Below are 24,502 nucleotides of genomic sequence, written 5' to 3'. Positions count from 1 at the left end.
CTATTTGTGCTTTTAATTAAATTATTCACTTCTTTCGTGACTTAGCTCTCTTGGCCCATTGGGACTAGCAGGCTAACGCCAAATTCCCCTATCTTCCTAATTCTATGAAGGAAATAGTAGACTTCTTGAATAATCCATATCCAGTAGAGAATTTGCAGGTCAAATATAGGCAGAGATCCTCAGGGTACCCTAAGTACCCTGAGGTTTGGGGCGAAAAGTCTTCTTTAAATTCTCTGCTCTACGCGAGCTACGAAAGAGGATTATTGAATTTTCACTACTTTTTTAACTTGAAGTGGTATCTTCTAGCTTAACATTTAAACATAATGATCTAAACTCTTTGATCATCACATTAAAAGATTCCGGGATACCAGATTCAAAATTATTATCCCCCCGAACAATAGATTCATAAATCTTAATTCTTCCTACTACATCATCTGATTTTACTGTTAACATTTCTTGCAAGGTATAAGCAGCTCCATAAGCTTGCAAAGCCCAACACTCCATCTCACCAAATCTTTGTCCTCCAAAATGAGACTTACCTCCTAAAGGCTGCTGCGTTACTAAACTATACGGCCCAATAGAACGAGCATGTATTTTATCGTCGACTAGATGGTGTAATTTTAATAAATATTTATAGCCAACTGTAACATCACGATCAAAATATTCGCCTGTTCTTCCATCAATTAACCGAATTTGACCCGATAAATCTTGATCAGCAAGCTTTAACATTTCTTTTACATCTTCTACTTTTGCTCCATCAAAAACAGGGGTAGAAAAATATACGCCTTTATTTATGTCGTGACAGAAATCTGTAATTTCTTCCTTAGACATTTTGTCTACATTTTTTTTCATTGAATTATGCCCATAGACTTTAGAAATAAAAGTTTTGAGCTCATTTATATCAATATTGTTATTAAGATGTTCTGCCATCATAAAAGCGATTTTCTCACCGAGTTTTATTGACGCCCAGCCCAGATGCGTTTCTAGAATCTGCCCTACGTTCATACGCGAAGGTAAGCCAAGCGGATTAAGAACAATATCTACTACCGTGCCATCCTCTAAAAATGGCATATCTTCGACTGGCATAATACGTGAAATAACCCCTTTATTTCCGTGTCTTCCTGCCATCTTATCTCCAGGCTGCAGCTTATGCTTAGTAGCAATAAATACCTTGACAACTTTAAGGGCTCCTTGAGGCAAATCATCACCACTTTGCAATTTTTCTACTTTACTGGTAAAGCGCTTATTAAGTGAGTCTTTCTTTTCATCATAATGGCGTTTAATTTGCTCAATCTTATTCATCACGTTAGTATCTTCAACAATTAGCTGCCAATACTGCCCCTTACTTAAGCTTTCTAGCACTTTATCATTAATCAACTGGCCCGCTCTTATGGATTTAGGACCACTGACCACCACTTGCCCCTCTAAAAGCTTTTCTAATTGCATAAAAACAAAATGTTCTATAATATGAAGTTCATCTTCTTTATCTTTTGATAATTTTTCAATTTGTTGCTTCTCAATCGCGACCGCTCTCTCATCTTTTTCTACGCCCCTACGTGAAAATACCCGTACTTCTACCACAGTACCATTAACACCTGGAGGGACATGTAATGATGAATCTCTAACTTCTGAAGCTTTTTCGCCAAAAATTGCTCTAAGCAACTTCTCTTCCGGCGTCATGGGTGATTCACTTTTAGGAGTAACTTTTCCTACTAAAATATCTCCTGGTTTGACTTCTGCGCCCACATACACTATCCCTACTTCATCAAGATGGCGTAAGCTTTCGTCACTAACATTTGGGATATCTCTAGTGATCTCTTCAGGCCCAAGCCGGGTATCTCTAGCGATGATTTCAAATTCTTCAATATGAATTGACGTATATACATCATCCTTTACGATACGTTCAGATATTAAAATTGAGTCTTCAAAATTATAACCATTCCATGGTAGGAAAGCTACAAGCACATTCCTACCTAAAGCGATTTCACCATTATCAGTACTTGGCCCATCTGCAATTACTTCACCTTTTCTTACATGATCACCCACCTTAATTAAAGGTTTTTGATTAATACAGGTATTATGATTAGACCTTTGGAATTTCAACAAGTTATAAATATCCACTCCAGGTGAGCCATCGGTTTTCTGCTCTTTAGTCCTTACAACTATCCTAGTTGAGTCAACTTGCTCAACTATACCATCATGTAATGCCACAACTGAGGCTCCGGAATCTTGCGCTACAATTCCTTCAATTCCAGTACCAACTAAAGGGGCTTCACTTTTAATAAGAGGAACAGCTTGACGTTGCATGTTTGATCCCATTAAAGCTCTATTAGCGTCATCATTCTCTAAAAATGGGATAAGAGATGCGGCGACAGATACCACTTGCATTGGGGTTACATCTACATAATCTACTTCACTAGGAGGAACCATAATAAAATTTCCACCTTCAATGCGGCAATTGACTAATTCTTCATTTAATAAACCTTTATCATCTGTGGACGCATTAGCTTGAGCAATCTTATATTTCCCTTCCTCAATAGCCGATAAAAAAATTACTTCATCTGTTATATGTCCATTTACTACTTTTCTATAAGGACTCTCAATAAATCCATGTTTATTAACCCTAGCATAAGTGGCCATAGAATTAATCAAACCGATATTCTGTCCTTCTGGTGTTTCAATTGGGCAAATACGACCATAATGAGTAGGATGCACATCTCGCACCTCAAAACCCGCTCTATCCCTACTTAGCCCTCCGGGTCCTAACGCTGAGAGCCTTCTTTTATGTGTGATCTCAGACAATGGATTCGTTTGATCCATAAATTGAGATAATTGGGAGGTGCTAAAAAACTCTTTTACTACTGAGACTAACACTTTAGAATTTACTAAGTCATGCGGCATAACTGCATCAAGGTCAACAACTGACATTCTTTCCAGTACTGATTTTTCCATGCGGACAAGCCCAATCCTAAACTGATTTTCAATCAGCTCCCCCACTGATCTCACTCGTCTATTACCCAAGTGATCAATATCATCTATTGAACCTTTACCGTCCTTAAGCTCTACTAACACTTTTAAAATATGTTTGATATCTTGAGTAGTAAGAATAGTTGTGGTTTCTGGGATATTAAGCTCTAATCTTGAATTGATTTTTATACGTCCAACTTCTGAGAGGTCATATCTTTCTGGCTCAAAGAACAAACTATTAAATAATGTTTTGGCCGCTTCAATATTCGCAGGCTCGCCTGGTCTTAATACTCGGAATATGTCAACCAAGGCGGATTCATAATCCTGGTTTTTATCAGCAAACAGGGTATTTCTTATATATGGCCCTGATTGAGGGTTGATAGCTAGCACGTTAACAGAAGAAATCTTAAGACTTATAATAGCTTCTAACATATCCGCTGTTATTACTTCTCCAATTCCTACCAATACTTCATTATTATTAGGATTAATCAATGCTTGCGAGAGGTATTTACCAACTAAATATTCAGGTTCTACTAGAACATTTTTTACTCCATCTTTCGCGTATTTTTTTGCTAAACGAGGAGTAATTTTTTGACCCGCCGCGAGTATTACCTGCCCACTATCAGCATCTATTAAATCATTAATCAACCTATGGGCCGCAATAGATTCTGGCATAAATTTAGTTGCCCAATTTCCGTTCTGAGCAAAACATATCACCGTATCGTAGTAAAATTTAATAATTTCACTAGTAGTCATTCCTATGGCCCTTAGAAGAGTAGTAACATATAATTTTCTTTTTCTATCTATTCTAAAATATATTATATCTTTCGCATCAAATTCAAAGTCTAACCATGATCCTCTATATGGTATAATCCTTGCAGAATATAAAAATTTACCAGAAGAATGAATTTTACCATCATCATGATAGAAAAATACTCCTGGTGACCTATGCATTTGTGATACTACTACTCTTTCTGTGCCATTAATAATAAAGGTGCCATTCTTGGTCATTAAAGGAATATCTCCCATATAGACTTCTTGTTCTTTAATTCCTTTAATTTCTTTAGCGCCAGTATCTTCATCAATATCCCAAATACTTAAACGTAATGTTACTTTAAGAGGGGCAGCATAACTAAGGCCTCTTTGGGTACATTCTTCCACATCGTATTTAGGGTTATCAAATTCATATTTCGCAAATTCTAAATAGGCAGTATTAGAAGGGTCATGAATCGGAAAAATAGAACTTAATACGGACTGTAACCCTTTATTTTCACGATCAATATATTTTATTCCAAATTGTAAAAACCCCTTTTCATAAGAATTTTTTTGTACCTCAATTAAATTTGGTATAGAGGCTACCAAATTTATGTGTCCAAAATTTTTTCTTATACGTTTGTTAATTGATAGGGATTGCGTTACCATATAATCTCTCAATTAATTTATATATTTTATTTAAAAGAGCCCATAGGCACTGCGGCCTTGACTTAAAACCCCTTGATTTTAGCGCTTTGTTACACAACTTATAAAATTTTTTGCAATACACAAAACTATTTTTTTAAAGTTTTTTTTTAAAACTTATTCACTTTCACTAACAAATAGCTTACAATAATAAATAATAACCCACCTGCCTAAGTCAAAATAGCTCTTCGGAATTTTTAAAAAGAACGAAGTCAACTACTAGAGCGTATATAGACGCATTACAGCCCCCGCCCGCCCCAAAGCCACAAAGTTCCAGGATAGATTGGGCCGCTTTACGCAGGAAGTATATTTATATTAGCTAATTACAGTATACTTCCCTTAGCGCAGTGATTTCGCTTTATTAAAGCAGATAGGCCGTAACAAAAATTCAAATTAACTTACGAAGCAGTTACTATTAAGTGGATACTAATATCAGCTTAAAATTGAAGTGTAGAGGTTTTAATTTGTTCCCTCAAATCTTCACTAATACATGCAAGCAGCTTCACTCTTCCTCCAAGATGGCACTACATAATATTAAAATTCTTTTAACAATAAAGAAAAAACACATAATACTCGGTAAATTTCAGGAATTGGCTGCCTCGAGCCCTACAAAACGACACTGCCCTTATTACCTTAAGTTCACTGCGCTCCTCTCGACTTTCACATTCCTAGCTCTTCTGGAAGTTGACCTGCATCTATCACCCCTTCATTTACGAACAGTATATACTCGCTGCACTTCAAGAATTGGCATCGTCGTGCCCTAAAGTCTGCGCTCCTCACGTACTAATATGTACGCTCCGGTGCTCGACTTTGACTCTCCTCGCTCTTCTTGAAGTTGACCTTCGTCTACCAACTCTTCAGGTGCGAACAGTATATTGACTATACTGACTTGTACTATCTTCAATTTTTCCTTAGTAGCTGCTTTTATTACTGCTTTGAGGCAATAGTCAGAGTTCCAAGGCCCAGTATTGTCATGTCGGCATGCAATAAAAACTCAGTTGGCCCTTTGTAGCCCTTCTCTTGTATATCCCAGAGTTTACCTATTTATCCATTAGGCTTCTTTTTAAAACTCACCCCTGGTAGGCAACTTGACGGAGATAAGGCGCGCAAAACTGCAGCGTACTTAAGTGCAGCTGAAGATTTGAGCCTACACTCATTATTCCAATTACCAGCTCGATACGAGTTTCGAAAGAGGACCTTTATCTGCATAATAAAAATTTAAGCTATTAATACATTATATTAAACAACTCTAAGGCTATAAATAAAGCTACATTACTTTTTACTTAAATAATATTATACAACTTGTTATATCAAATTCTGCTTAAGGTAACATAACAGGGTCAAATTTTTAAAGTTTACCCCAGCTTCTGTAAATAAAAATTTAATTACCCCGTTTTAGCCCTTTTTTCTGCAAATTACTTTTGCTACAAATTACTAAGATTTTTTAAAATAAATATACTGTTACCGTAAAAATCTTAGTATATTTTACTAAAAGACAACTTAAAAAATAATAGATTTGATTTCTGACCATAGAGCCTAAGGTAACGTAAATAATTTATTTTTTAAATATTCTCTATTTCTTTGCCAACGCCTACCAAAGAAATAAACTAAGCTTTCTTTCTTCAAACTGCAAGCTAAACCTATTCGAGCTCAAAAACTGCACCGTAAAATTCGTACCTGCTAGCGGCAGCGTACTACTGTAAAACAAAAAATCTAAAACTTTTTGTTTTACAAAGGTATAAAATAGTGGACTGACACTAGAAGTGTGTTTGCTTCTACATAAATCCAATAAATTTCTTACCGTATTAGCTCTCTTTTTTAGTTCGTATCGAGCTAGTAAGTTGCGTGTCGAATCTAGGTGGCGACCCTCAGCCACACCCAAGTGCGCTGCAGTTTTGTACTCTGAGCCGTTTTTAAATTTCCTACTCAATATAAGTCGAGAAAGAGGTCTATAAAAGTAGGATATCATATAGAGAGATGTTATATAACCCCAAGTTTGGTATAATAACCTCCTCCAAACCATATGGCAACAAAGCATCCAAATAAAAATATTAAAAAGAATTTGATTAAAAAATAAACTTAAGTTATTAGTATGCAATGACATGCGGAGATCTTGTACCCTGAAATATTATATGAAGTAATATATCGTGAAATATCATTATTCTTCAGCCGTTACTTTGCTATAAGTCTTATTAAAGGTAAAGATTTATCTTTATAGTAGCCAATATCTCCTCCTGGCAAAATCTAATATTTTTCATTATCTTCTTAACAGTAAAATTAGAAAAATAATATATTTTAAAAGCTGGAAATAGCTTGCACATCTTCAAGTTTTTCCAGAATATAAAACTTTTTGAACTGGACCCTTCTCTTTCTCTATACCGTTCAAGAAAATGCTTCAGTTCCCTTCTCTATTTATCACACTATAATGTGTATTGATATGGTACAAACCCTAACTAATACTCACATCTACTAAAGTTATAAACTACAGGAAGAAAATTTTTGGGTATGGGCTTTATTTAGGAGTATTCTATCAACAACTAAAGTAAAGAAATAACCCCAAACTTCTCGAGCAAAAAGATTATTTTACTAAAGCATATAGCCTGTTATAACTTGCGTACCTGACAAGAATATTTCTCAAATTTAATTCCTGCCCCTCTACATGCTCAATAAAATTATCTATGCTAAAATAACCCTTATAACCTACAATAGGCTTCAGGGTATAAGAACACAAACAGTATATTATATCAAATTTAATTATTTTATATCTACTTTTGCCCCAGCTGCCTCTAGCTTTGCTTTACAATTTTCTGCTTCTTCCTTATTGACACCAGATTTAATAGTTTTTGGTGCTGCATCGACTAACTCTTTAGCCTCTTTTAAGCCAAGCCCTGTAAGCTCTCGAGCAACTTTAATAACTTCAATTTTTTTATCTCCAATACTTGTCAATACAACTTCAAATTCTGTTTTTTCAGCTTTAGCTTCCACTATCCCTGGAGCAGCCGACACTGCTACTGGCACCGCAGCTGAAACGCCCCATTTTTCTTCAAGCATCTTTGAGAGTTCAGAAGCTTGTATTATTGTAAGAGTTGATAATTCTTCTACAATTTTTTCTAAGTTTACCATATAATTTTCTTCCTTTTAAAATCTTTTAATTAATTTTTATCTATATAAGCTTGAAAAACCCTAGCAAGCCCCGATGCCGGCGCTTGTAATACCCCCACTTTAGCTGCAGGAGCTTGTAATACACTGATAATTTTACTTCTAAGTTCGTTTAGTGATGGCAATTTAGCTAATTGGCGTATAGCATTTCCATCTAGTATTTCATTATTTACTAAACCGCCCACTATTTTTAAGGATTCATTAATTTTTGTAAATTCTACCACGACTTTTGCGGCATCAATAGGATCTTTAGAGTATGCTACTGCTGTGGGACCAGTAAGTAAAGAGGCAATATCATTAAAACCTGCCCTTGAAGCTGCTATCTTAGATAAAGTGTTCTTTACTATTCTAAACCCCACGCCTTTCGCTTTAAGAGACTTACGTAGAGCAGTAATTTGGCTTACGGTAAGTCCATGATAATGAGTAATTATAACTGAACTAGAGCTCTTATATATTTCCTCAAAATCCCTAACAAATTCATGTTTATCTGCTCTTAACACTTTGCACTCCCCTTATAACGTTGACAATATAGTTGTTACATCCATTTTCACTGAGGGGCCCATAGTGGAGGACAGATATATTGCTTTTAAATAATTTCCTTTAGCACCAGCAGGTTTAGCTTTGATTACAGCGGTAATCAAAGCTAAAATATTACTCAATAAATTTTGGGTAGTAAATGATAACTTACCCGCTCCAGCATGGATGATCCCAGCTTTTTCTACTCTAAATTCTACATAACCACTTTTTACATTTTTGACTGCTGTAACGATATCTGTAGTTACAGTACCAAGTTTAGGGTTTGGCATTAAACCTTTCGGACCCAGAATTCTCGCTACTGTACCTATTACTGCCATCATATCTGGGGTGGCGATACAAACATCAAAGTTAATCTTCCCCGCTTTAATATCGTCAATAATTTCTACTGAGCCCGCAATATCTGCCCCCGCTGCCTTTGCTTCTTCTACTTTTTCCTCTTTACAAAATACTGCTACTCTTGTAACTTTACCCGTACCTGCAGGCAATGACACAACACCACGCACCATCTGATCTGAATGTTTGGGATCTACCCCTAATTTTAAAACTACTTCCAAAGTAGAATCAAACTTAGTATATGACGCACTTTTTAACGCTTCTATTCCCTCCGCTAAACCGCTTATTTCCACTGTGGATAGTTTTTTTCTGGCTTGATGCATTTTCTTTCCGCCAGAGCATTGCTCTTCCTTTCTCACTTTTTTTTCCTGAACTACCATAATTAATCCTCTACTACTTCAATACCCATAGATTCAGCAGTGCCACGGATACTCTTAGCACCTGCCATCACATCATCAGCATTCAAGTCAACCATTTTTATTGTAGCAATCTTTATACAATCTGACATCGTAACTTTTCCTACTAAAACGTCCTTTTTAGTAGCACTAGAACCTTTAGTAATTTTAGCAAACTGCTTTAAATAATAAGATGCTGGAGAAGTTTTTATTACGAAAGTAAAACTATTATCTTCATAAGCCGTGATCACTACCGGTATCGGAGTGCCGACTTCAATATTTTGAGTGGCAGCGTTGAAAGCTTTACAAAATTCCATAATATTAAGTTTTTTCTGGCCCAAAGCAGGACCAATGGGAGGAGAAGGGTTAGCTTTCCCCGCAGGAACAGTTAGCTTAATATATGCTGTTATTTTTTTTGCCATTATAATTTTATCCTTACTCTATTTCACTCTATATTAGTTAGGTTTAAAAAAGGGGGTTACCCCTATATACTTTTTCTTTATAAATATTGTATTCTGCTTTATACCGCTAGTCCTTAAACCATAATAGAAACTTGAAAATTGCTTTACACTTATCTGCTTTTCAAATCTTACTGCTTGACTTATTATAGTTTTCCATATTCACACTAAATTGTGCACAACTTAAAATCATCTACTATTTGGGCATCTAAAAATCCCATTCTATAAGTAGTTTTAAATTAAAGTTTAAGTATTCTTTTTAACCTGAGTAAAATTCAACTCTATAAGAGTTGCTTTGCCAAAAATAGATATAGCAACTCTTAAACGATTTTTATCATAATCTATTTCTTCTACCATTCCTGTAAAAGTCTCAAATGGGCCCTCGGTAACTACCACTATTTCTCCAATCTCATATAATTTTGAAATCCTAGCATCCTTAGTTTCAGATTCTAATTTACTAAAAATATTTTGTACTTCTTTTTCACTAAGAGGCTGGGGGGTACTTTTACTACCTAAAAAACCAGTAACTTTAGCTACGTTTTTTACCAAATGCCATGAGCCATCCGCCATTATCATTTTAATTAAAATATAACCTGGCATAAATTTTTTTTCAGTTTTAACGTTTTTACCACGTTTAACTTCCGGAACCTCAATCACTGGTACAATGATCTCTTCAAAAAACTCAGCCATGTTTTGCTTAGTAATTTGATCCAAGATCATTTGCTTTACGCCCTTTTCTGATCCTGATAATGTATGGATAACATACCATTGGGCTCCAACAATTTTTCCTAACATTTATTTTTACTTCCCAATATTAAGCAAAACTTGCATGATAGTATGGATACCATAGTCTAATACTAGACAAATTAGACTAAAAATCAACACAGCTACCACTACTATAGCAGTTGAAGTGATAAGTTCTTTCTTACTAAGCCAAATAATTTTATACGCTTCTTGTTTTACTTGCTCGTAAAATTTATATAATCTATTTTCTTTTAACATTCATACAAACTCTTATAGTTGGCAGGAGCGACAGGAATCGAACCCGCAGCCTTCGGTTTTGGAGACCGACGCTCTACCAATTGAGCTACACTCCTATCATATTTTTCTTATAAAATCAAACGTTTTTTAAGAAAATATCATTTCTAATTATTATTAATACGGACTCAGGCGTTATTAATAATATTAGCTTTTTCTTATTAGTAGCAGTGCTATTTCTACTACTACACTATGTTCTTCTGGTTAATTAAAAACGCTATATATTCCCAAACTAGTAGGAACAAAAATGTTTACTCTATAGACTTCTTTTAAAACTTGTATCAAGTTGGTAATGGGAACAATGAGTCTAGGCTCAAATTCTCAGCTGCACTTAAGTACGCTGCAGTTTTGCACGCCTCTTCTCCTTCAAATTCCCTGCACGATGCAAGTTTTAAAAGAAGTCTATTTTTTATATACTAGGTCCTGTGAAGGTTTCCTACCTAGGTAATAACGTTATACCCCACCTTTAATATTAGTATAGCTAGTAATACCGCTAGTGTTAAGTAAAATTAATAGACTGCGAGCTCTTTCCTATTAAACACAGCATACTGTATTAAGAAAACCATATGTTTTTATATTAGACTTCCTGCATAAGTCGATCTAGTGGGTGATTTTGTTGTCAAAACGTGGCCTTCCGCTCCTCATGTACATTTGAGTATGCAGTTCGGCTCGACTTCGTTTTTCCTAAAAACCCCGAGCGCTTTTTCAACCTATGCAGGAAGTCTATTCCTATTACTTCTTACTTTTAATCCCTTCAGCTACTTGCTGCGGAACTGGATCATAATGAGAAAAAGTCATACTATATTGTGACCTACCTTGTGACAAAGATCTAAGGGTATTGACATACCCAAACATTTCAGCAAGAGGTACATTAGCAATAATCACTTGAGCATTTCCTCTAGGATCCATGCTTTGCATTTGGCCTCTACGACTATTTAAATCACCAATAATATCTCCCATATATTCATTCGGAGTGACAACTTCAACTTTCATAATAGGCTCTAACAATTTCGGGTTACCTTTCGGCATCCCTTCTCTAAAAGCAGCTTTTGCTGCAATCTCAAACGCTAAAACGCTTGAATCCACATCATGAAATGCTCCATCTATTAAAGTGGCTTTAAAATCAATCATCGGATATCCAGCTACTACACCTGTATCTCGAATGTTATTCAAGCCCTTTTCTACTCCTGGGATAAATTCTTTTGGTACCGACCCTCCAACGATTTTACTTTCAAAAATAAATCCTGTTGCAGGTTCTTGGGGTTCAAATATTATTTTAACACGCGCAAATTGCCCCGCACCACCAGATTGTTTTTTATGAGTATAATCCACTTCACAAGTTTTAGTAATTGTCTCCCGGTATGCTACCTGCGGCGCCCCTACATTTGCTTCTACTTTAAATTCCCGCCTCATACGATCAACAATGATCTCTAGATGTAGCTCACCCATACCCTTAATCACGGTTTGCCCAGTTTCTTGGTCAGAAGTTACCCTAAAGGAAGGGTCCTCTGCAGCTAGCCTAGATAAGGCAAATCCCATTTTTTCTTGATCTACCGTTGATTTTGGCTCTACTGCTAATTCAATTACTGGCTCAGGAAACTCCATTCTCTCTAAAATAATTTGTTTATCTGGAACACATAAAGTGTCCCCAGTAGTAGTATTCTTAAGGCCAGCTAACGCCACAATATCGCCAGCTATTGCTTCTTTAATATCTTCCCTTTCATTCGCATGCATAAGAAGCATCCTGCCTACTCGCTCTTTTTGACCTTTTACTGTATTTATTACTGTAACACCTGAAGTAATTTTACCTGAATAAATTCTAACAAATGTCAGGGAACCTACAAAAGGATCTGTCATTACTTTAAAGGCTAAAGCAGCGAAAGGTTCAGAAATAGAAATCTTAAAATCCTTTTCTTCATCAGTATTCAGATCTATACCTTTCACCGTGCCAATATCAATAGGAGAAGGTAAGTAATCAATGACTGCATCTAATAAAGGTTGCACCCCTTTATTTTTAAATGCGCTGCCACATAATACTGGAACAAAAACCCTACCTATCACCCCTTTTCTAATAACTAATTTAATTTGTTCTTCAGAAACCTTCTCTCCTGATAGATATTGCTCCATTAATTGATCATCTAATTCTGCAACCATATCGAGTAACAGAGCGTGATATTTTTCAGCAATTTCTAACATATCCGAAGGGATGTCTTCATATACATACTCTGCACCCAAAGATTCATCTTTCCAAATAATAGCCCTCATCTGGACTAAGTCAATGACACCTTTAAAATTTTCTTCAATGCCAACAGGGAGTTGCATTACTAAAGGCCTTGCACCAAGGCGCTCCTGGATCATATCCACACATCTATAAAAATTCGCCCCCATCCTGTCCATTTTATTCACAAAACACATTCTAGGTACTTTATATTTATCAGCCTGACGCCAGACTGTTTCGGATTGAGGCTCCACCCCTGCTACCCCATCAAACACTGCAACTGCGCCATCAAGTACACGTAAAGAACGTTCTACTTCTATAGTAAAGTCCACATGTCCCGGAGTATCGATAATATTAATACGCTTACCTTTCCAGTAACAAGTAGTTGCGGCAGAAGTAATAGTAATACCACGCTCTTGCTCTTGTTCCATCCAGTCCATCGTAGCACCGCCATCGTGAACTTCTCCTATTTTATGAGACTTCCCAGTATAATAAAGAATACGTTCGGTGGTTGTGGTCTTTCCAGCATCAATATGAGCACAAATACCAATGTTACGGGTATTTGCAAGCGAAAGTGGTTCTATACTCGACATATTATTATTACCTTGGTTGCGTTTTTTTAGGGCTAAAATGAGCGAATGCTTTATTCGCTTCAGCCATTTTATGAGTGTCTTCTCTCTTCTTAATAGCCACTCCCCTATTATTTGAAGCTTCAAACAACTCTTCTGCTAACTTATCAATCATCTTTTTTTCTGAACGCTTACTTGCAGCAATAATAATCCAACGAGTCGCTAAGGCGTACCCCCTTCTTTCATCGACAGGGGATGGAACCTGATAATTAGCTCCCCCCACCCGCACGGAAGTTACCTCAAGATAGGGTTTAACGTTATTCATAGCATTGTTAAAAGTGTCGAAAGGATCTACCCTGTGCTTTTTTTCTATTTTTTTTAAAGCTAAATATACTATTTTTTCTGCTAAAGCCTTTTTCCCTTGCTTCATAATATTATTAATAAATCTAGCAACTAAAGGGCTGTTATATTTCATATCAGGCAGGATAACTCGTTTCTCTGCGGCATGACGACGTGACATCTTATCTCTCTATTTCAAATTATTTTTTTACAGCTTGTTTTGCTGAAGTACCGTAACGTGAGCGCCCTTGCTTACGGTTTTTTACACCTTGTGTATCATAAACTCCTCGAACTATATGATATTTTACCCCAGGCAGATCTGGCACTCGGCCTCCTCTTACTAAGACCGTAGAATGTTCTTGTAAATTATGCCCTTCCCCTGGTATGTATGCGTTTACATATTCACCATTGCTCAAACGTACCCTCGCCATCTTACGAAGAGCAGAATTAGGTTTTTTAGGAGTTACAGTTTTAACTATCACACAAACGCCTTTTCGAAATGGATTAGCTTCCAAAGCGGGCGATTTTGTTTTACGTATCTTTGATTTTCTCCCTAAACGTACTAATTGATTATTTGTTGGCATCTGATACTCCAAGATTTTTCTATACTTAAATAACCTAATTTGTTTGTAAGAATAAATCATTCCGGCAAACTAACGGTCTTACTGCAAATGAGGAAAAGGCCTACTTAAGGCAATTCCTTAGTATGCATCTTATTTATTTTATTATTCAATCAACTATCTTATTTTTATTATCATATTAATGAGATTTAGCAGCTGATCAAGCGCTTTCTCTCTTTTTGAAATTTATTCACCGTTGAATATATCAATTTGAAGTAAATTAGGTAGAGAGGTAATTTTTATAGAAAAATTTAATTGAAATACTATAGGTTACCTACGGTAACTACGCTCCTTCCATCATGAATCTATATTTAACTCACATAATATCCGTGGAACTATAACTAATTTTTTCATAAAAGCAAAGGGTTTTTAGCAATATTACTTCATAAATATATTCCTGTAGTAGGAAAATATATGATTAATCATCTACAGGAGACTGACAGAGCATTATTTAATTTCCTTATTATGACTCCTCACTTTGCCGAATTGTTTTTTTATTAGGCCTCTTTTGAAAATTCTACTTCTACCGGTAATTTGTACGTCAATTCGGTGCTCGAATCCTCACATACATGTATAGCTTATGTCATTACGATACATACACGATAATACCCTGGGGGGAAGTATAGTAGTCATGGATACTCGAAGATAAATACCCTGTACGTACCTTAATGGGCTATGCTATACGCTGCGTGCACTCGTCATTTAAAATAAATCCAATTCTTGAAGTACGAGCAGTATATTAGCAGATCTTTCTAAAGAATTTTTACTATTTTTAGTTAATAGTAAGTTTTTTTTCTACTATTTTTGCTAAATTACTAATAATAATTATTATTACATAATAGCACAGCCCTGCGATTAACATAGGGGTAAAATAAGTGTAAGTTTCCAGGGATACTATTTGGGCTCTACGCATTAAATCCATCTCTCCTATCATTGAGATAATTGCCGATTCTTTAATTAAATTAATTAACTCATTAACTAAGGAAGGAAATATATTCCTTACGGCTTGGGGTAATATAATCGCTCGCATCATCAGGAGGTCTGGTATACCTAATGCTTTTGCTGCCTCAAACTGCCCTTGATCAACCGCCCTAATTCCGGCTCTTATTATTTCCGAGACATAGGCTCCTGAATTTAAGGAAAAAGCCATAACGCCAGCGGCAAAGACACTAAACTTAATCCCTATTAAACTTGGTACTCCAAAATAAATTATACTAAGCTGTATTAATAAAGGGGTACCGCGGAAAATAGAAGTATAAAAATCCGCAAATATTCGCAATATATAGCTTTTACTTATTTTACAAACCGCTAATAACACCCCTAAAATCAACCCAAATAACACAGATACCATACTATATTTTAGGGTGACCAGTGTTCCTTGGATAATAAAATTTATAAAAGGATAATAACTAACTAATTGTTCAAGCATACCAATATTGAATTAAAGTTATCTAGTAATTCTAGGATTTACTCCTAGAATCTGCGAAGGTAGGTTTAGTTACTAGACTTCCTGCATAAATCGAACTGGTAGGTGCCGAGCTAGTGGATAATTTTGTCGTCAAAACGCGGCCTTCCGCTCCGTAACAATCCTCTATGTACGCAGCTCGGCTTAGCTTGGTTTTTCCTAAAAATCCCGAGAGCTTTTTTGATTTATGCAGGAAATCTAATATTTTAATGTTTATGGTCATGATTGTGGATATAAAAACCAATAGAGGATAAGGCTGTTAGAAAGTCTGGGTTTTGCGCTAATTCATTTGGTTTGCCACTACAGCATATATGGCCATTAAGACATATAACTTGATCAGAATTTTTTATTACCGTAAATAGATCGTGCGAAATCATAAAAATTGTTATATTAAATCGCTTTTTTATTTGAGTAATTAGCTGATAAAATTCTTGTTGGCTAGTAGCGTCTAAAGATTGAGTAGGTTCATCTAAAATAATTAAATCTGGGTTATTTAGTAAAGTGGCCGCTAAAATTAACTTTTGAAATTGCCCCCCTGAAAGCTCAGAAATATCCTGATCTTTATAATTCTCTAATTTAACAAAATCAAATAGCTCTTGCCAATTTTCCTGGGCTTTATTAGTAGTTAATAGATATAAAAATTTTTCTGCAGTAATCGGAAGATTTGTAGCAAAATCTAGCTTTTGCGGCACATACTCTATCTTTAAATTGGTATGAATGTTTATAGTACCCGAAGAAGGTCGGTCCAACCCTAAAATTAATCTGGCTATAGTGGTTTTACCTGCGCCGTTAGGACCAATTAAGGTAGTTACTTCTCCTTTTTTGACCGTAAAACTAACATTAGAAAGTGGGGTACTTGTCCCAAATCTTTTGGATACATTACTAAATTTTATTAATATAGACTCTTCCGTTAGGGGTACAGACATTACTTTTACAATGATTTTACTACATTTCACTTATTTCTTTTTCAATAATAAATGACTTAAATTTACGTTGATACCCTTAGCTTTGCTTCTACTTCAAGAACTATCATTATTATTTTAAATGGCGAGCGCGTGCAGCGTACTATGTAAATATGTGAGCACATGAGTTTACGAAAAAATAAAAAACAATCCTTGAAGTATGAGCAGTATATTATAGCAGTTCCTTAATATTGCTTATGTAAAAAGTTACTGGTAATAACCCACTTTTCAGTTAATGCAAGCAAAAACTTGCCCCAAGCCTAATAATACTTTAAACGTTAATTAACAATCTTCCACTGCCCATCTGGCTTACGGCAAGCTTTACCATACGCTTTTTCTTTCTGCCCTCCTATAACAATTACTTGCACATATTCACGACAATATTCTCCCGAGTGACTCTTGAAAGTCTTGGTTGGCGTCGTAGAGCCATAATGTCCAGAATCGGGGTTACGCCATGGTACTTCTTGGCCAACCGCACTAGTTTCTAAGGCTCTTTGAGAACTTTGTTGTAATAATCGGCGATCTTGCTCGTCCATGCTTCTACCAATTTGCCCTCCAATAAAGGCGCCTGCTAGAGCGCCGACACCTGTGGCGACAAGAGCTCCTGTTCCTTTACCAAATTGCGCGCCTATCAGAGCCCCGGTAGCCCCTCCAAGTAACGTACCACCACTTTGTTTATTCATCTCTCCCGAACAGGATTGTAATAACGTTGCTGCTAAAATAATTGCAATAATTTTAGTGATTAAATTCATAAGAACCATGTATTTTTAAAGTTAACGGGTTAAATTACTATAACTGCAATGATCCCAGAATTGTTTTTGAAAAATATTAGGGACTCAGGTACTCACATCTGCGCTCGCTCCTTCATCATTCATTATACTTTCTGCATAAGTCGAGCTAGTTGGTAATTTTGTAGCCAAAACTTGCCTCCGCTCCCCATGTATATCCTCGTACGCAGTTCGGCTCGGCTTCGTTTTTTCTAAAAATTCCTTAACTATTTTCGACTTATGCAGGAAGTATATTTCCAAACCCAACGCGCGGGATCATTGCGAGTATATTTCCTAACTAACTATATTATGGGTCATTTTAATAGGCCACAGCTTGATAACTCAACTCTTTGCCGTTTTATCAAGACTAATTTTCCAAAATAATTAAAAAATCAATAACTGTTAAGGTTTGACACATACTAAAGTTAGCGTTATTTTAAATATATTAATGTATTTTGTATTACAACACAATTGAAATATTTATTTATATGGTCACCCCAGAGCATCAATATCTTATCAAGACTGCCTCCTATGCTTCATGTATTGTAGCAGTATTAATTTTACTTATTAAGCTCAACGCTTGGTTTGTCACCACTTCTCAGTCAGTTTTAGCCTCCTTAATTGATTCAATGCTTGATCTCACCTCCTCATTTATTAACCTGATCGCTATTCGTTTCTCTCTAAAACCTCCGGATCATGATCATCGTTTTGGGCATGAAAAGATTCAAGACTTAACAATTTTTTCACAGGCAATATTCTTCTTTCTCTCGGGAATATTAACGTGTATTTCATCCGTTAAATCTTTTTTAGATAATTCTATTCCTACTAACTTGGACTATGGAATTAACGTAATGTACGTGTGTATTATTCTCACTATTATTTTGATTATGTATCAATCTTACGTAATAAAAAAAACTAGTGCTGAAATTACTAAGGTAGATAAATTGCACTATTTTATAGATTTAGTGACCAACATTGCGATAATTATCTCTATAAATTTAAGTGCTAAGTTTTGGTTTATGGATTCTTTATTTGGCGCGGGTATCTCTTTGTATATAATCTATACCGCATATACTCTATTCCGAAAAGCCTTTAAAAACCTTGTAGATGAAGAATTTCCTGACGAAGATAGAGAAAAAATTATACATATAATTAGTAAATTTAGTGAAGTAAAGGGTATTCATGAAATGAAAACCAGATATGCTGCCCATAAGCCCTTTATTCAATGCCATATTGAAATGGATGGTGATATGACCTTATATACTTCTCATTACATTAGTGATCAAATTTGCAGTGCTTTATTATCCAAATTTCCTGGAGCAGAAATAATTATTCATTTAGATCCTTACGGTTACGAAAAAATGGTTAATTATCGTGAAAATATTTGCTCCCTCTAAATTAGCTTCCTCTAATTTTAATAATTCTTTTATGGAAGAGGCTTTAAAACAGGCGCAAATCGCGTTTAATAAAAATGAGGTGCCAGTAGGAGCGATACTAGTTGATAGGATAAGCCATAAAGTGATTGTAAGGACTCATAATATGGTAGAGCAAGCAAGAAATTCGTTATTACATGCTGAAATTGTCGCGATCAATCAAGCGTGTCAACTTTTATCAAGTAAAAATTTATCACAATATGATATGTACGTTACCTTAGAGCCATGTACGATGTGTGCAGCTGCTATAGCGTTGGCTAGAATAGGTAGGTTATTTTATGCGGCAACTGATTCGCAGCGAGGGGGTATAGAAACCAGGGAACGCTTTTTTAACAGTAAAGCCTGTTTTCATCATCCGGAAATATATAGTGGTTTTTCTGCTGACATTTCTCAAAAGTTAATACAAAACTTCTTCCAAAAAATAAGACAAAAGTAGATTAGGTCTATTGTAAAAAATAATTCAACTTATTCTAAATAATCAATTCTACAGTGCCGGTGGTTATTTTTTACTATTTGAAGATGAATTTTAGTAATTGGCAGCGGTAATATTTTCTCTATGATTTGAGGCCATTCAATTAAACAAAGATTGCCCTGGAATGCCTCTTCTATTCCTAGCTCATAAATTTCTTCTATATGCTTTAAGCGATATAGGTCAAAATGATAGATAATAAATTCTGAAGCTTTATATAATTGTAATAAGTTGAAAGTAGGGCTAATCACCTCTTTAGGCGCGTGACATAATTGTTTTATTATTTCTCGGCACATAAATGTTTTGCCACTGCCCAAATCCCCAGAAAATGTTATAATATCATTAGCTTGTGCCTTAGCAGCAATAGCTTTAGCGAACGCTCTTGTTTCTTCTTCACTACTGAAAATAATAGGTTGGTTATACGAGTTCATTTCATAAGCCAGGTCAATAATTTAACTTATATATCAAACCTAAAACCAATCATCATATTATGGGCTTTATAAGCGGTTTTACCAATCTTCTGCTCACTTTGCAGTTTCTTAGTCTGCCCATAATCTCGCCAGCTGTATGAAAGCTCCACTGCTACTCCACCTATTACTTCAGTAGCAGCTCCCACAGTTAATTGATAAGCAAAATTATTCGCTGTTTTAGTAGTACCTTCTACTTTTTTAGCTGCGCCAACATAAGACTGAACTTTTTCTTTCACTTGCGCCCAGCCAAAACCTGCTCCTCCAAAGAATTTAACAATAGTTAGATTAAATACATCAACATAACCGTTTACTAATAATGAGCTAACTTGTCCTCTATGCTTTATAGAAGAGGCAATTCCTCCTTTATTAAAGGATTTTTTAAGCTGGGGTTTAGCCAAAAAATCAAGGGTTACATCCGTTCTAATATTCTCTGTTATATGCCAGCCTGCCCCAAAGCCAAAAATTCCAATAGGTTTAGATTTTATTTTTATATTAAAAAGTTTATCTTTTGTTGCATTTATCTTGCTTGTGCCCGCTTGGGCTTTAAGATAAAATTGATCTCCTGCTGCAAATGACAGAGTAGGTATACCAATCACAGTATTGATTATAGCAATTAACAATAGACTTCCTACATAAGTCGATCTAGTAGGTGTCGAGCTAGTGGATAATTTCGTTGTCAAAACTTGTCTCCGCTCCTCAGCTGCAGCCATGTACGTAGCTCGGCTCGGCTTCGTTTTTCCTAAAAATCCCGAGTGCTGTTTTGACTTATGCAGGAAGTCTAATAATTTGCGCATATGTTTCTCCTTAAAATGTTTTGACAGCTTTGCCCCGCATTATAGTAACCTTTGATTTTACCTACAAGGTAATTATTGTGCTTTTTCACTAGGTTCTGTGAAGGTTTCTATCTAATGATCGATAGAAACCTTCACAGAACCTAATCATTTTGCGTCATTCTGTAGCAATATTCAATAATTAGTTGAAATAATACTAGAAATTATATACTATTAGGTTAGTATATAATATATTAATTAGGAAAGCTTATGAATAGAAGAATATTTTGGTTATTATTACTTTTCACTTGCAATATTTATGCAAACCCTGCTCCCTTGGGTTTGCCTTTAAATAAAGCCACCCTCTCAGATGTAGAAAAACAATATAAAATAATAAAGAAAGAAAAAAATTACTGGGAGGGGTATAATTATTATATTGACATTACAAATGTGGGATTAGCAGGGGTGAAAGAGCTATTAGTCATATGTAACGATAATAATATTATTCAGGCAGTAATTTTTACCGCTAATAATAATAAATTTGAGGAATTTTATGAATTACTTACAGAAAAATATAAACCTATAAACGAAGAGCCTACCAGATTAACTAATAAGGAAGTCCTATTTGCAGTTAATGACTGTACTATTATTTTAGACGCTCCTCATATTAATTTTGATATGAGCCTTATATATATTACCAATGAATTTTTAACGCGATTTAAAGATAAACAAAAAATAGAAAAACTTCTGACTAAAGCAAAGGATAAAGAATTATTGTAGGACCATAATAAAACCATCGACAAAATAAAATAATTCAACGATAATCTTGTTTGTTTTAGTATACTATTTGCAATATATGGCAGAAGATAATTTAATTCTTGACCTCACTGATAAGTTAGATTACGAGTTTTCAGTTAGTGAAATTTCTAATAGAATTAAGGAATTATTAGAAAACAATTTTGGTTATATTAGAATAAAAGGAGAAATTTCTGGGTTAAAAATCGCAACTTCAGGGCATGGTTACTTTAATCTTAAAGAGAATAACGCTATTTTAGCTTGTACTTGTTGGCGCCCTGTATTGGCAAGGATTAATTTTACTCCTCAAGATGGCATGGAAATAGTAGCAAGAGGCAAACTTTCTGGCTATGCTGGGAATTCGCGGTACCAACTATCCGTGGAAACGCTCCAGCAAGCAGGTTTAGGCGCCTTCATGCAAATTTTGAAGGAGCGGCATGAGAAATTAGCAAAAGAAGGAATTTTTGATAAGCCTAAAAAATCCTTGCCTTTTTTACCTAATAAGATAGGGGTCATTACCTCATTAACAGGAGCGGTGATAAAAGATATTATACATCGGATTAAAGACCGTTACCCTTCGCATGTGATTATATGGCCAGTTACAGTTCAAGGGGAGAATGCGGCAAATGAAATTGCCAATGCAATTACAGGATTTAACAAGTTGGATTACCATATACGGCCAAGCGTTATTATTATAGCAAGAGGCGGGGGGTCTACAGAAGATTTATGGGCCTTTAATGAAGAAATAGTAGTAAGAAGTGCATTTAACTCGGTTATTCCTATAATTTCGGCAGTGGGGCACGAAACAGATAATACTTTAATAGATTTAGTAGCAGATAAACGAGCCCCTACTCCTACCGCAGCGGCAGAATTTGCGGTACCTGTAATTGCTAATTTAATACATACAGTAAGGTCTTATTATGAGGCATTAATAAGTCGTATCAATCAATTTATTAAATATGCACAGCAGGATATTAGTTATAATACTGATCTTAAAAAAAGTCTCAATACCCGTGTTGATTATAATCAACAACTTCTCGATGAGTTAAGTTTTCGGCTACTAGATTCCTTGCCTAACTTGCTTAAATTTAAAAGTGCGAAACTAGAGACCTTGGGTATAGAAAGATTAAACCCAATTAAAATAATTGAATATCAGGAACTAGAATTACGGCACCAGGTTAATTATATGCTCCGATCTATAAAGATTCAAATACAGAATTATGACCACCAATTAAATTTAAGTAATTCGCTACTTACAAGTTTAGACTATAAAACTGTATTGCGGCGTGGTTTTGCTGTTATTAGATCTGAAGACGGAAATTTCATTACTTCCAAATCTGCTGCAAATAAAACACAAGAATTTAACATTCACTTCTTTGATGGCAACATAGCTGTAAGATGTAAATAGTAAAATTATCAAGTTTGCTGCTATTAGACTTCCTGTATAAAGTCAATCTAGTTGGTGATTTTGTCGTCAAAACTTGCCACCACTCCTCAGCGGCGCTATGTACGCAGCTCGGCTCGGCTTCGTTTTTCCTAAAAATCCCGAGAGCTTTTTCGACTTATGCAGGAAGTCTATTTAATCAGGATTCAATATTTTTATATCGAATTGAGGTTAACATTGAGTATAAGGAAAAATTTAGATATGCAGCTTTTGAAAATCACTATAGTAATTTTTATTATTGCACAGAGCTTTCTTACTATTGCTTCTCCTAATATTAGAAATAATGATTTAATTGATATTCAAGATCAATATCCTGCTTCATGTAGAGAAGAAGTATTGGATAAGGATAAGTTAACTGTAAACTGGTATATGGCAGACCCTTATCAATTTGCTTATATAAATAAGCACGGTAATTATGGAATCGCAGGGTTAGACATAGAATTAATTAATGCAATTAGTAATCGGGTAGGAGTAAATATAAAATATGTTAACTCTAGCGGAGAAAAATCGATATTTAACATTCAGAATGGTATCAGTGACATAGTAGCAGGAGCTACTTATACTGATGATAGAGCAAGTTTTGCTAATTTTTCTATACCGTACCGGGTTGAAGAAATTTCATTATTTGTGCTTAGCTCAGGAAAAAAACAAGTTAACTTTACTACTATTCATGAATTTTTAGCTCAAATACGCTCCTTAAACTTTCGGCTGGGGATAATGAAAGGCTTTATTTATGGAGATACAAAAATAACAAATTACTTAAATGAAGTTAAGAATAATGATATTATAATCAAATATGAAAGTAATTCCGAGTTATTTAATGCGCTAATACGTAAGGAAATTGACGGCTTTATTACCGATAAACTTACAGGACTTACTCTTATTTTAAGCTATACTAATGAACAAATAGAGGAAATATCTACTGGTATTAAAGTGCCGTTACATTTAATGTTTAGTCAAAAAACTGTCTCTAACGATTTAGTAGAAAAGTTTAATAACGCAATTAAAGATTCTATTAATAACGATGATTATAAAATATTAATTAAGCGTAATTTGTACAGTGTATTACTTACTAAGTCTATAGGATCAACTTGGGGATATATAATAGGTTGTATCGCTAGTATAGCATTTGCTATTTCTGGCATTATTATAGCCGCCCAGAAAAATGCTACATTTTTTTTGACTTTTATATTAGCAATTCTACCTACTATATTTGGTAGTGTGTTTCTTGATCTTACGATCAACCACGTATATAATGCCCCTCTTATTCTAACCCCTACTTATCTTTATCCTGTATTTATTGCTGTTCTTATCGGCTTCTCTACTCTTAAATTATTAGATTATTATAACAACCATCTATATGAGGATAATTTTGGAAATAAAATATTAAATAATACTCTTATTATTTGCGATACTATAGGGCAAGCATATTTTATGGTTGTTGGCGCGGTTATAGTCATTATAGAAAAAATTGAACCTTTAGAATTTTGGGCTCCCTGCTTTGCTTTTATAGTATCTAGTATTGGGATAGTAATACGGAATTTAGTGTATAGTTATGGCGAAACTAATAAAAGAAATATTTCGCAAAAGGTTAATTTTGAAATCTTCATATTATGGGGGTTAGTTTTTATTATATTATTAGATATTTATGCTTATAACCCTAGTTATGATACCATAAAATATTCTATATGTACGGTCATTGCTGGATCTATTGTTAGTAGATTATTAATTTATTATTATAATATTCCTAACTTAACCTTCCGTATAAATAATATAGAAGCGGCAGCAGATGTAGGAGCAGATAAAGATTAATGCTTTTCACTAATTATCAATTCA

23 protein-coding genes and 1 tRNA gene are annotated in these 24,502 nt (G+C 34.9%); 5 read left to right on the top strand and 19 right to left on the bottom strand.

Annotated features, from left to right (window positions below; all coding sequences use genetic code 11):
* Positions 1 to 282 precede the first annotated feature (282 nt).
* The 17 genes from rpoB to AAGD44_RS05670 form a co-directional block, all read right to left on the bottom strand.
* A complete protein-coding gene (gene rpoB / locus AAGD44_RS05750; protein WP_341763776.1) occupies positions 283 to 4,389 on the bottom strand; it encodes a DNA-directed RNA polymerase subunit beta in 4,107 nt (1,368 codons plus the stop codon).
* Positions 4,390 to 5,185: 796 nt separating this feature from the next.
* The gene (locus AAGD44_RS05745) at positions 5,186 to 5,329 is read right to left on the bottom strand and encodes a hypothetical protein (protein ID WP_341763775.1); all 144 of its coding nucleotides are present in this window, start codon (positions 5,327 to 5,329) and stop codon (positions 5,186 to 5,188) included.
* Positions 5,330 to 7,179: 1,850 nt separating this feature from the next.
* Positions 7,180 to 7,548 carry a 50S ribosomal protein L7/L12 gene (rplL, locus tag AAGD44_RS05740; protein WP_341763774.1) on the bottom strand — a complete coding sequence of 123 codons (369 nt, stop codon included), beginning with the start codon at positions 7,546 to 7,548 and terminating at the stop codon, positions 7,180 to 7,182.
* Positions 7,549 to 7,577: 29 nt separating this feature from the next.
* Positions 7,578 to 8,084 carry a 50S ribosomal protein L10 gene (rplJ, locus tag AAGD44_RS05735; RefSeq protein WP_341763773.1) on the bottom strand — a complete coding sequence of 169 codons (507 nt, stop codon included), beginning with the start codon at positions 8,082 to 8,084 and terminating at the stop codon, positions 7,578 to 7,580.
* 12 nt (positions 8,085 to 8,096) lie between these two features.
* Positions 8,097 to 8,834 carry a 50S ribosomal protein L1 gene (gene rplA / locus AAGD44_RS05730; RefSeq protein WP_341763772.1) on the bottom strand — a complete coding sequence of 246 codons (738 nt, stop codon included), beginning with the start codon at positions 8,832 to 8,834 and terminating at the stop codon, positions 8,097 to 8,099.
* Between the two features lie 2 nt (positions 8,835 to 8,836).
* The gene (gene rplK, locus AAGD44_RS05725; RefSeq protein ID WP_341763771.1) at positions 8,837 to 9,271 is read right to left on the bottom strand and encodes a 50S ribosomal protein L11; all 435 of its coding nucleotides are present in this window, start codon (positions 9,269 to 9,271) and stop codon (positions 8,837 to 8,839) included.
* A 282-nt stretch (positions 9,272 to 9,553) separates the two neighbouring features.
* Positions 9,554 to 10,102 carry a transcription termination/antitermination protein NusG gene (gene nusG / locus AAGD44_RS05720; protein WP_341763770.1) on the bottom strand — a complete coding sequence of 183 codons (549 nt, stop codon included), beginning with the start codon at positions 10,100 to 10,102 and terminating at the stop codon, positions 9,554 to 9,556.
* 6 nt (positions 10,103 to 10,108) lie between these two features.
* Complete coding sequence (gene secE, locus AAGD44_RS05715; RefSeq protein WP_341763769.1) at positions 10,109 to 10,309, bottom strand: preprotein translocase subunit SecE; 201 nt, start codon at positions 10,307 to 10,309, stop codon at positions 10,109 to 10,111.
* A gap of 19 nt (positions 10,310 to 10,328) precedes the next feature.
* Positions 10,329 to 10,404 (bottom strand) — tRNA-Trp (locus AAGD44_RS05710).
* Positions 10,405 to 11,077: 673 nt separating this feature from the next.
* On the bottom strand, positions 11,078 to 13,156 hold the full coding sequence (fusA, locus tag AAGD44_RS05705) for an elongation factor G (RefSeq protein WP_341763768.1): 2,079 nt from the start codon (positions 13,154 to 13,156) through the stop codon (positions 11,078 to 11,080).
* Between the two features lie 7 nt (positions 13,157 to 13,163).
* The gene (gene rpsG / locus AAGD44_RS05700) at positions 13,164 to 13,652 is read right to left on the bottom strand and encodes a 30S ribosomal protein S7 (RefSeq protein ID WP_341763767.1); all 489 of its coding nucleotides are present in this window, start codon (positions 13,650 to 13,652) and stop codon (positions 13,164 to 13,166) included.
* A gap of 19 nt (positions 13,653 to 13,671) precedes the next feature.
* Entirely contained in the window at positions 13,672 to 14,055 is a 384-nt protein-coding gene (rpsL, locus tag AAGD44_RS05695) for a 30S ribosomal protein S12 (RefSeq protein ID WP_341763766.1), read from the bottom strand.
* Between the two features lie 808 nt (positions 14,056 to 14,863).
* The gene (locus AAGD44_RS05690; protein ID WP_341763765.1) at positions 14,864 to 15,520 is read right to left on the bottom strand and encodes an amino acid ABC transporter permease; all 657 of its coding nucleotides are present in this window, start codon (positions 15,518 to 15,520) and stop codon (positions 14,864 to 14,866) included.
* A 31-nt stretch (positions 15,521 to 15,551) separates the two neighbouring features.
* A complete protein-coding gene (locus AAGD44_RS05685; protein ID WP_341763764.1) occupies positions 15,552 to 15,779 on the bottom strand; it encodes a hypothetical protein in 228 nt (75 codons plus the stop codon).
* Complete coding sequence (locus AAGD44_RS05680) at positions 15,763 to 16,482, bottom strand: metal ABC transporter ATP-binding protein (protein ID WP_341763763.1); 720 nt, start codon at positions 16,480 to 16,482, stop codon at positions 15,763 to 15,765. Before AAGD44_RS05680 ends, AAGD44_RS05685 begins: the two co-directional genes overlap by 17 nt.
* 314 nt (positions 16,483 to 16,796) lie before the next feature.
* Positions 16,797 to 17,270 (bottom strand): RT0821/Lpp0805 family surface protein, encoded by a 474-nt coding sequence (locus AAGD44_RS05675; protein ID WP_341764695.1) that lies wholly within the window; start codon positions 17,268 to 17,270, stop codon positions 16,797 to 16,799.
* Between the two features lie 84 nt (positions 17,271 to 17,354).
* Positions 17,355 to 17,546 carry a hypothetical protein gene (locus tag AAGD44_RS05670; RefSeq protein ID WP_341763762.1) on the bottom strand — a complete coding sequence of 64 codons (192 nt, stop codon included), beginning with the start codon at positions 17,544 to 17,546 and terminating at the stop codon, positions 17,355 to 17,357.
* A 227-nt stretch (positions 17,547 to 17,773) separates the two neighbouring features.
* Between AAGD44_RS05670 and AAGD44_RS05665 the strand changes: the two genes are divergently transcribed.
* Both AAGD44_RS05665 and AAGD44_RS05660 read left to right on the top strand, forming a co-directional pair.
* Entirely contained in the window at positions 17,774 to 18,682 is a 909-nt protein-coding gene (locus AAGD44_RS05665) for a cation diffusion facilitator family transporter (RefSeq protein WP_341763761.1), read from the top strand.
* A 31-nt stretch (positions 18,683 to 18,713) separates the two neighbouring features.
* Positions 18,714 to 19,154 carry a nucleoside deaminase gene (locus tag AAGD44_RS05660; protein WP_341764694.1) on the top strand — a complete coding sequence of 147 codons (441 nt, stop codon included), beginning with the start codon at positions 18,714 to 18,716 and terminating at the stop codon, positions 19,152 to 19,154.
* 29 nt (positions 19,155 to 19,183) lie between these two features.
* Here AAGD44_RS05660 and tsaE read toward each other — a convergent pair whose 3' ends face one another.
* Entirely contained in the window at positions 19,184 to 19,618 is a 435-nt protein-coding gene (gene tsaE, locus AAGD44_RS05655) for a tRNA (adenosine(37)-N6)-threonylcarbamoyltransferase complex ATPase subunit type 1 TsaE (RefSeq protein ID WP_341763760.1), read from the bottom strand.
* 26 nt (positions 19,619 to 19,644) lie between these two features.
* A complete protein-coding gene (locus AAGD44_RS05650) occupies positions 19,645 to 20,451 on the bottom strand; it encodes an outer membrane protein (protein ID WP_341763759.1) in 807 nt (268 codons plus the stop codon).
* A 246-nt stretch (positions 20,452 to 20,697) separates the two neighbouring features.
* Here AAGD44_RS05650 and AAGD44_RS05645 point away from each other — a divergent pair, with 246 nt between their 5' ends.
* The 3 genes from AAGD44_RS05645 (at position 20,698) to AAGD44_RS05635 (ending at position 24,478) form a co-directional block, all read left to right on the top strand.
* Positions 20,698 to 21,207 (top strand): hypothetical protein, encoded by a 510-nt coding sequence (locus tag AAGD44_RS05645; RefSeq protein WP_341763758.1) that lies wholly within the window; start codon positions 20,698 to 20,700, stop codon positions 21,205 to 21,207.
* A 76-nt stretch (positions 21,208 to 21,283) separates the two neighbouring features.
* Positions 21,284 to 22,630 carry an exodeoxyribonuclease VII large subunit gene (gene xseA / locus AAGD44_RS05640; RefSeq protein WP_341763757.1) on the top strand — a complete coding sequence of 449 codons (1,347 nt, stop codon included), beginning with the start codon at positions 21,284 to 21,286 and terminating at the stop codon, positions 22,628 to 22,630.
* A gap of 237 nt (positions 22,631 to 22,867) precedes the next feature.
* The gene (locus tag AAGD44_RS05635) at positions 22,868 to 24,478 is read left to right on the top strand and encodes a transporter substrate-binding domain-containing protein (protein ID WP_341763756.1); all 1,611 of its coding nucleotides are present in this window, start codon (positions 22,868 to 22,870) and stop codon (positions 24,476 to 24,478) included.
* The last annotated feature ends 24 nt before the right edge of the window (positions 24,479 to 24,502 follow it).

This window comes from Candidatus Tisiphia endosymbiont of Beris chalybata (assembly GCF_964026555.1).
Lineage (GTDB): Bacteria > Pseudomonadota > Alphaproteobacteria > Rickettsiales > Rickettsiaceae > Tisiphia.
The sequence above is the reverse complement of the archived record's forward strand: the minus strand, read 5'-3'. Positions and strand labels throughout refer to the sequence as shown.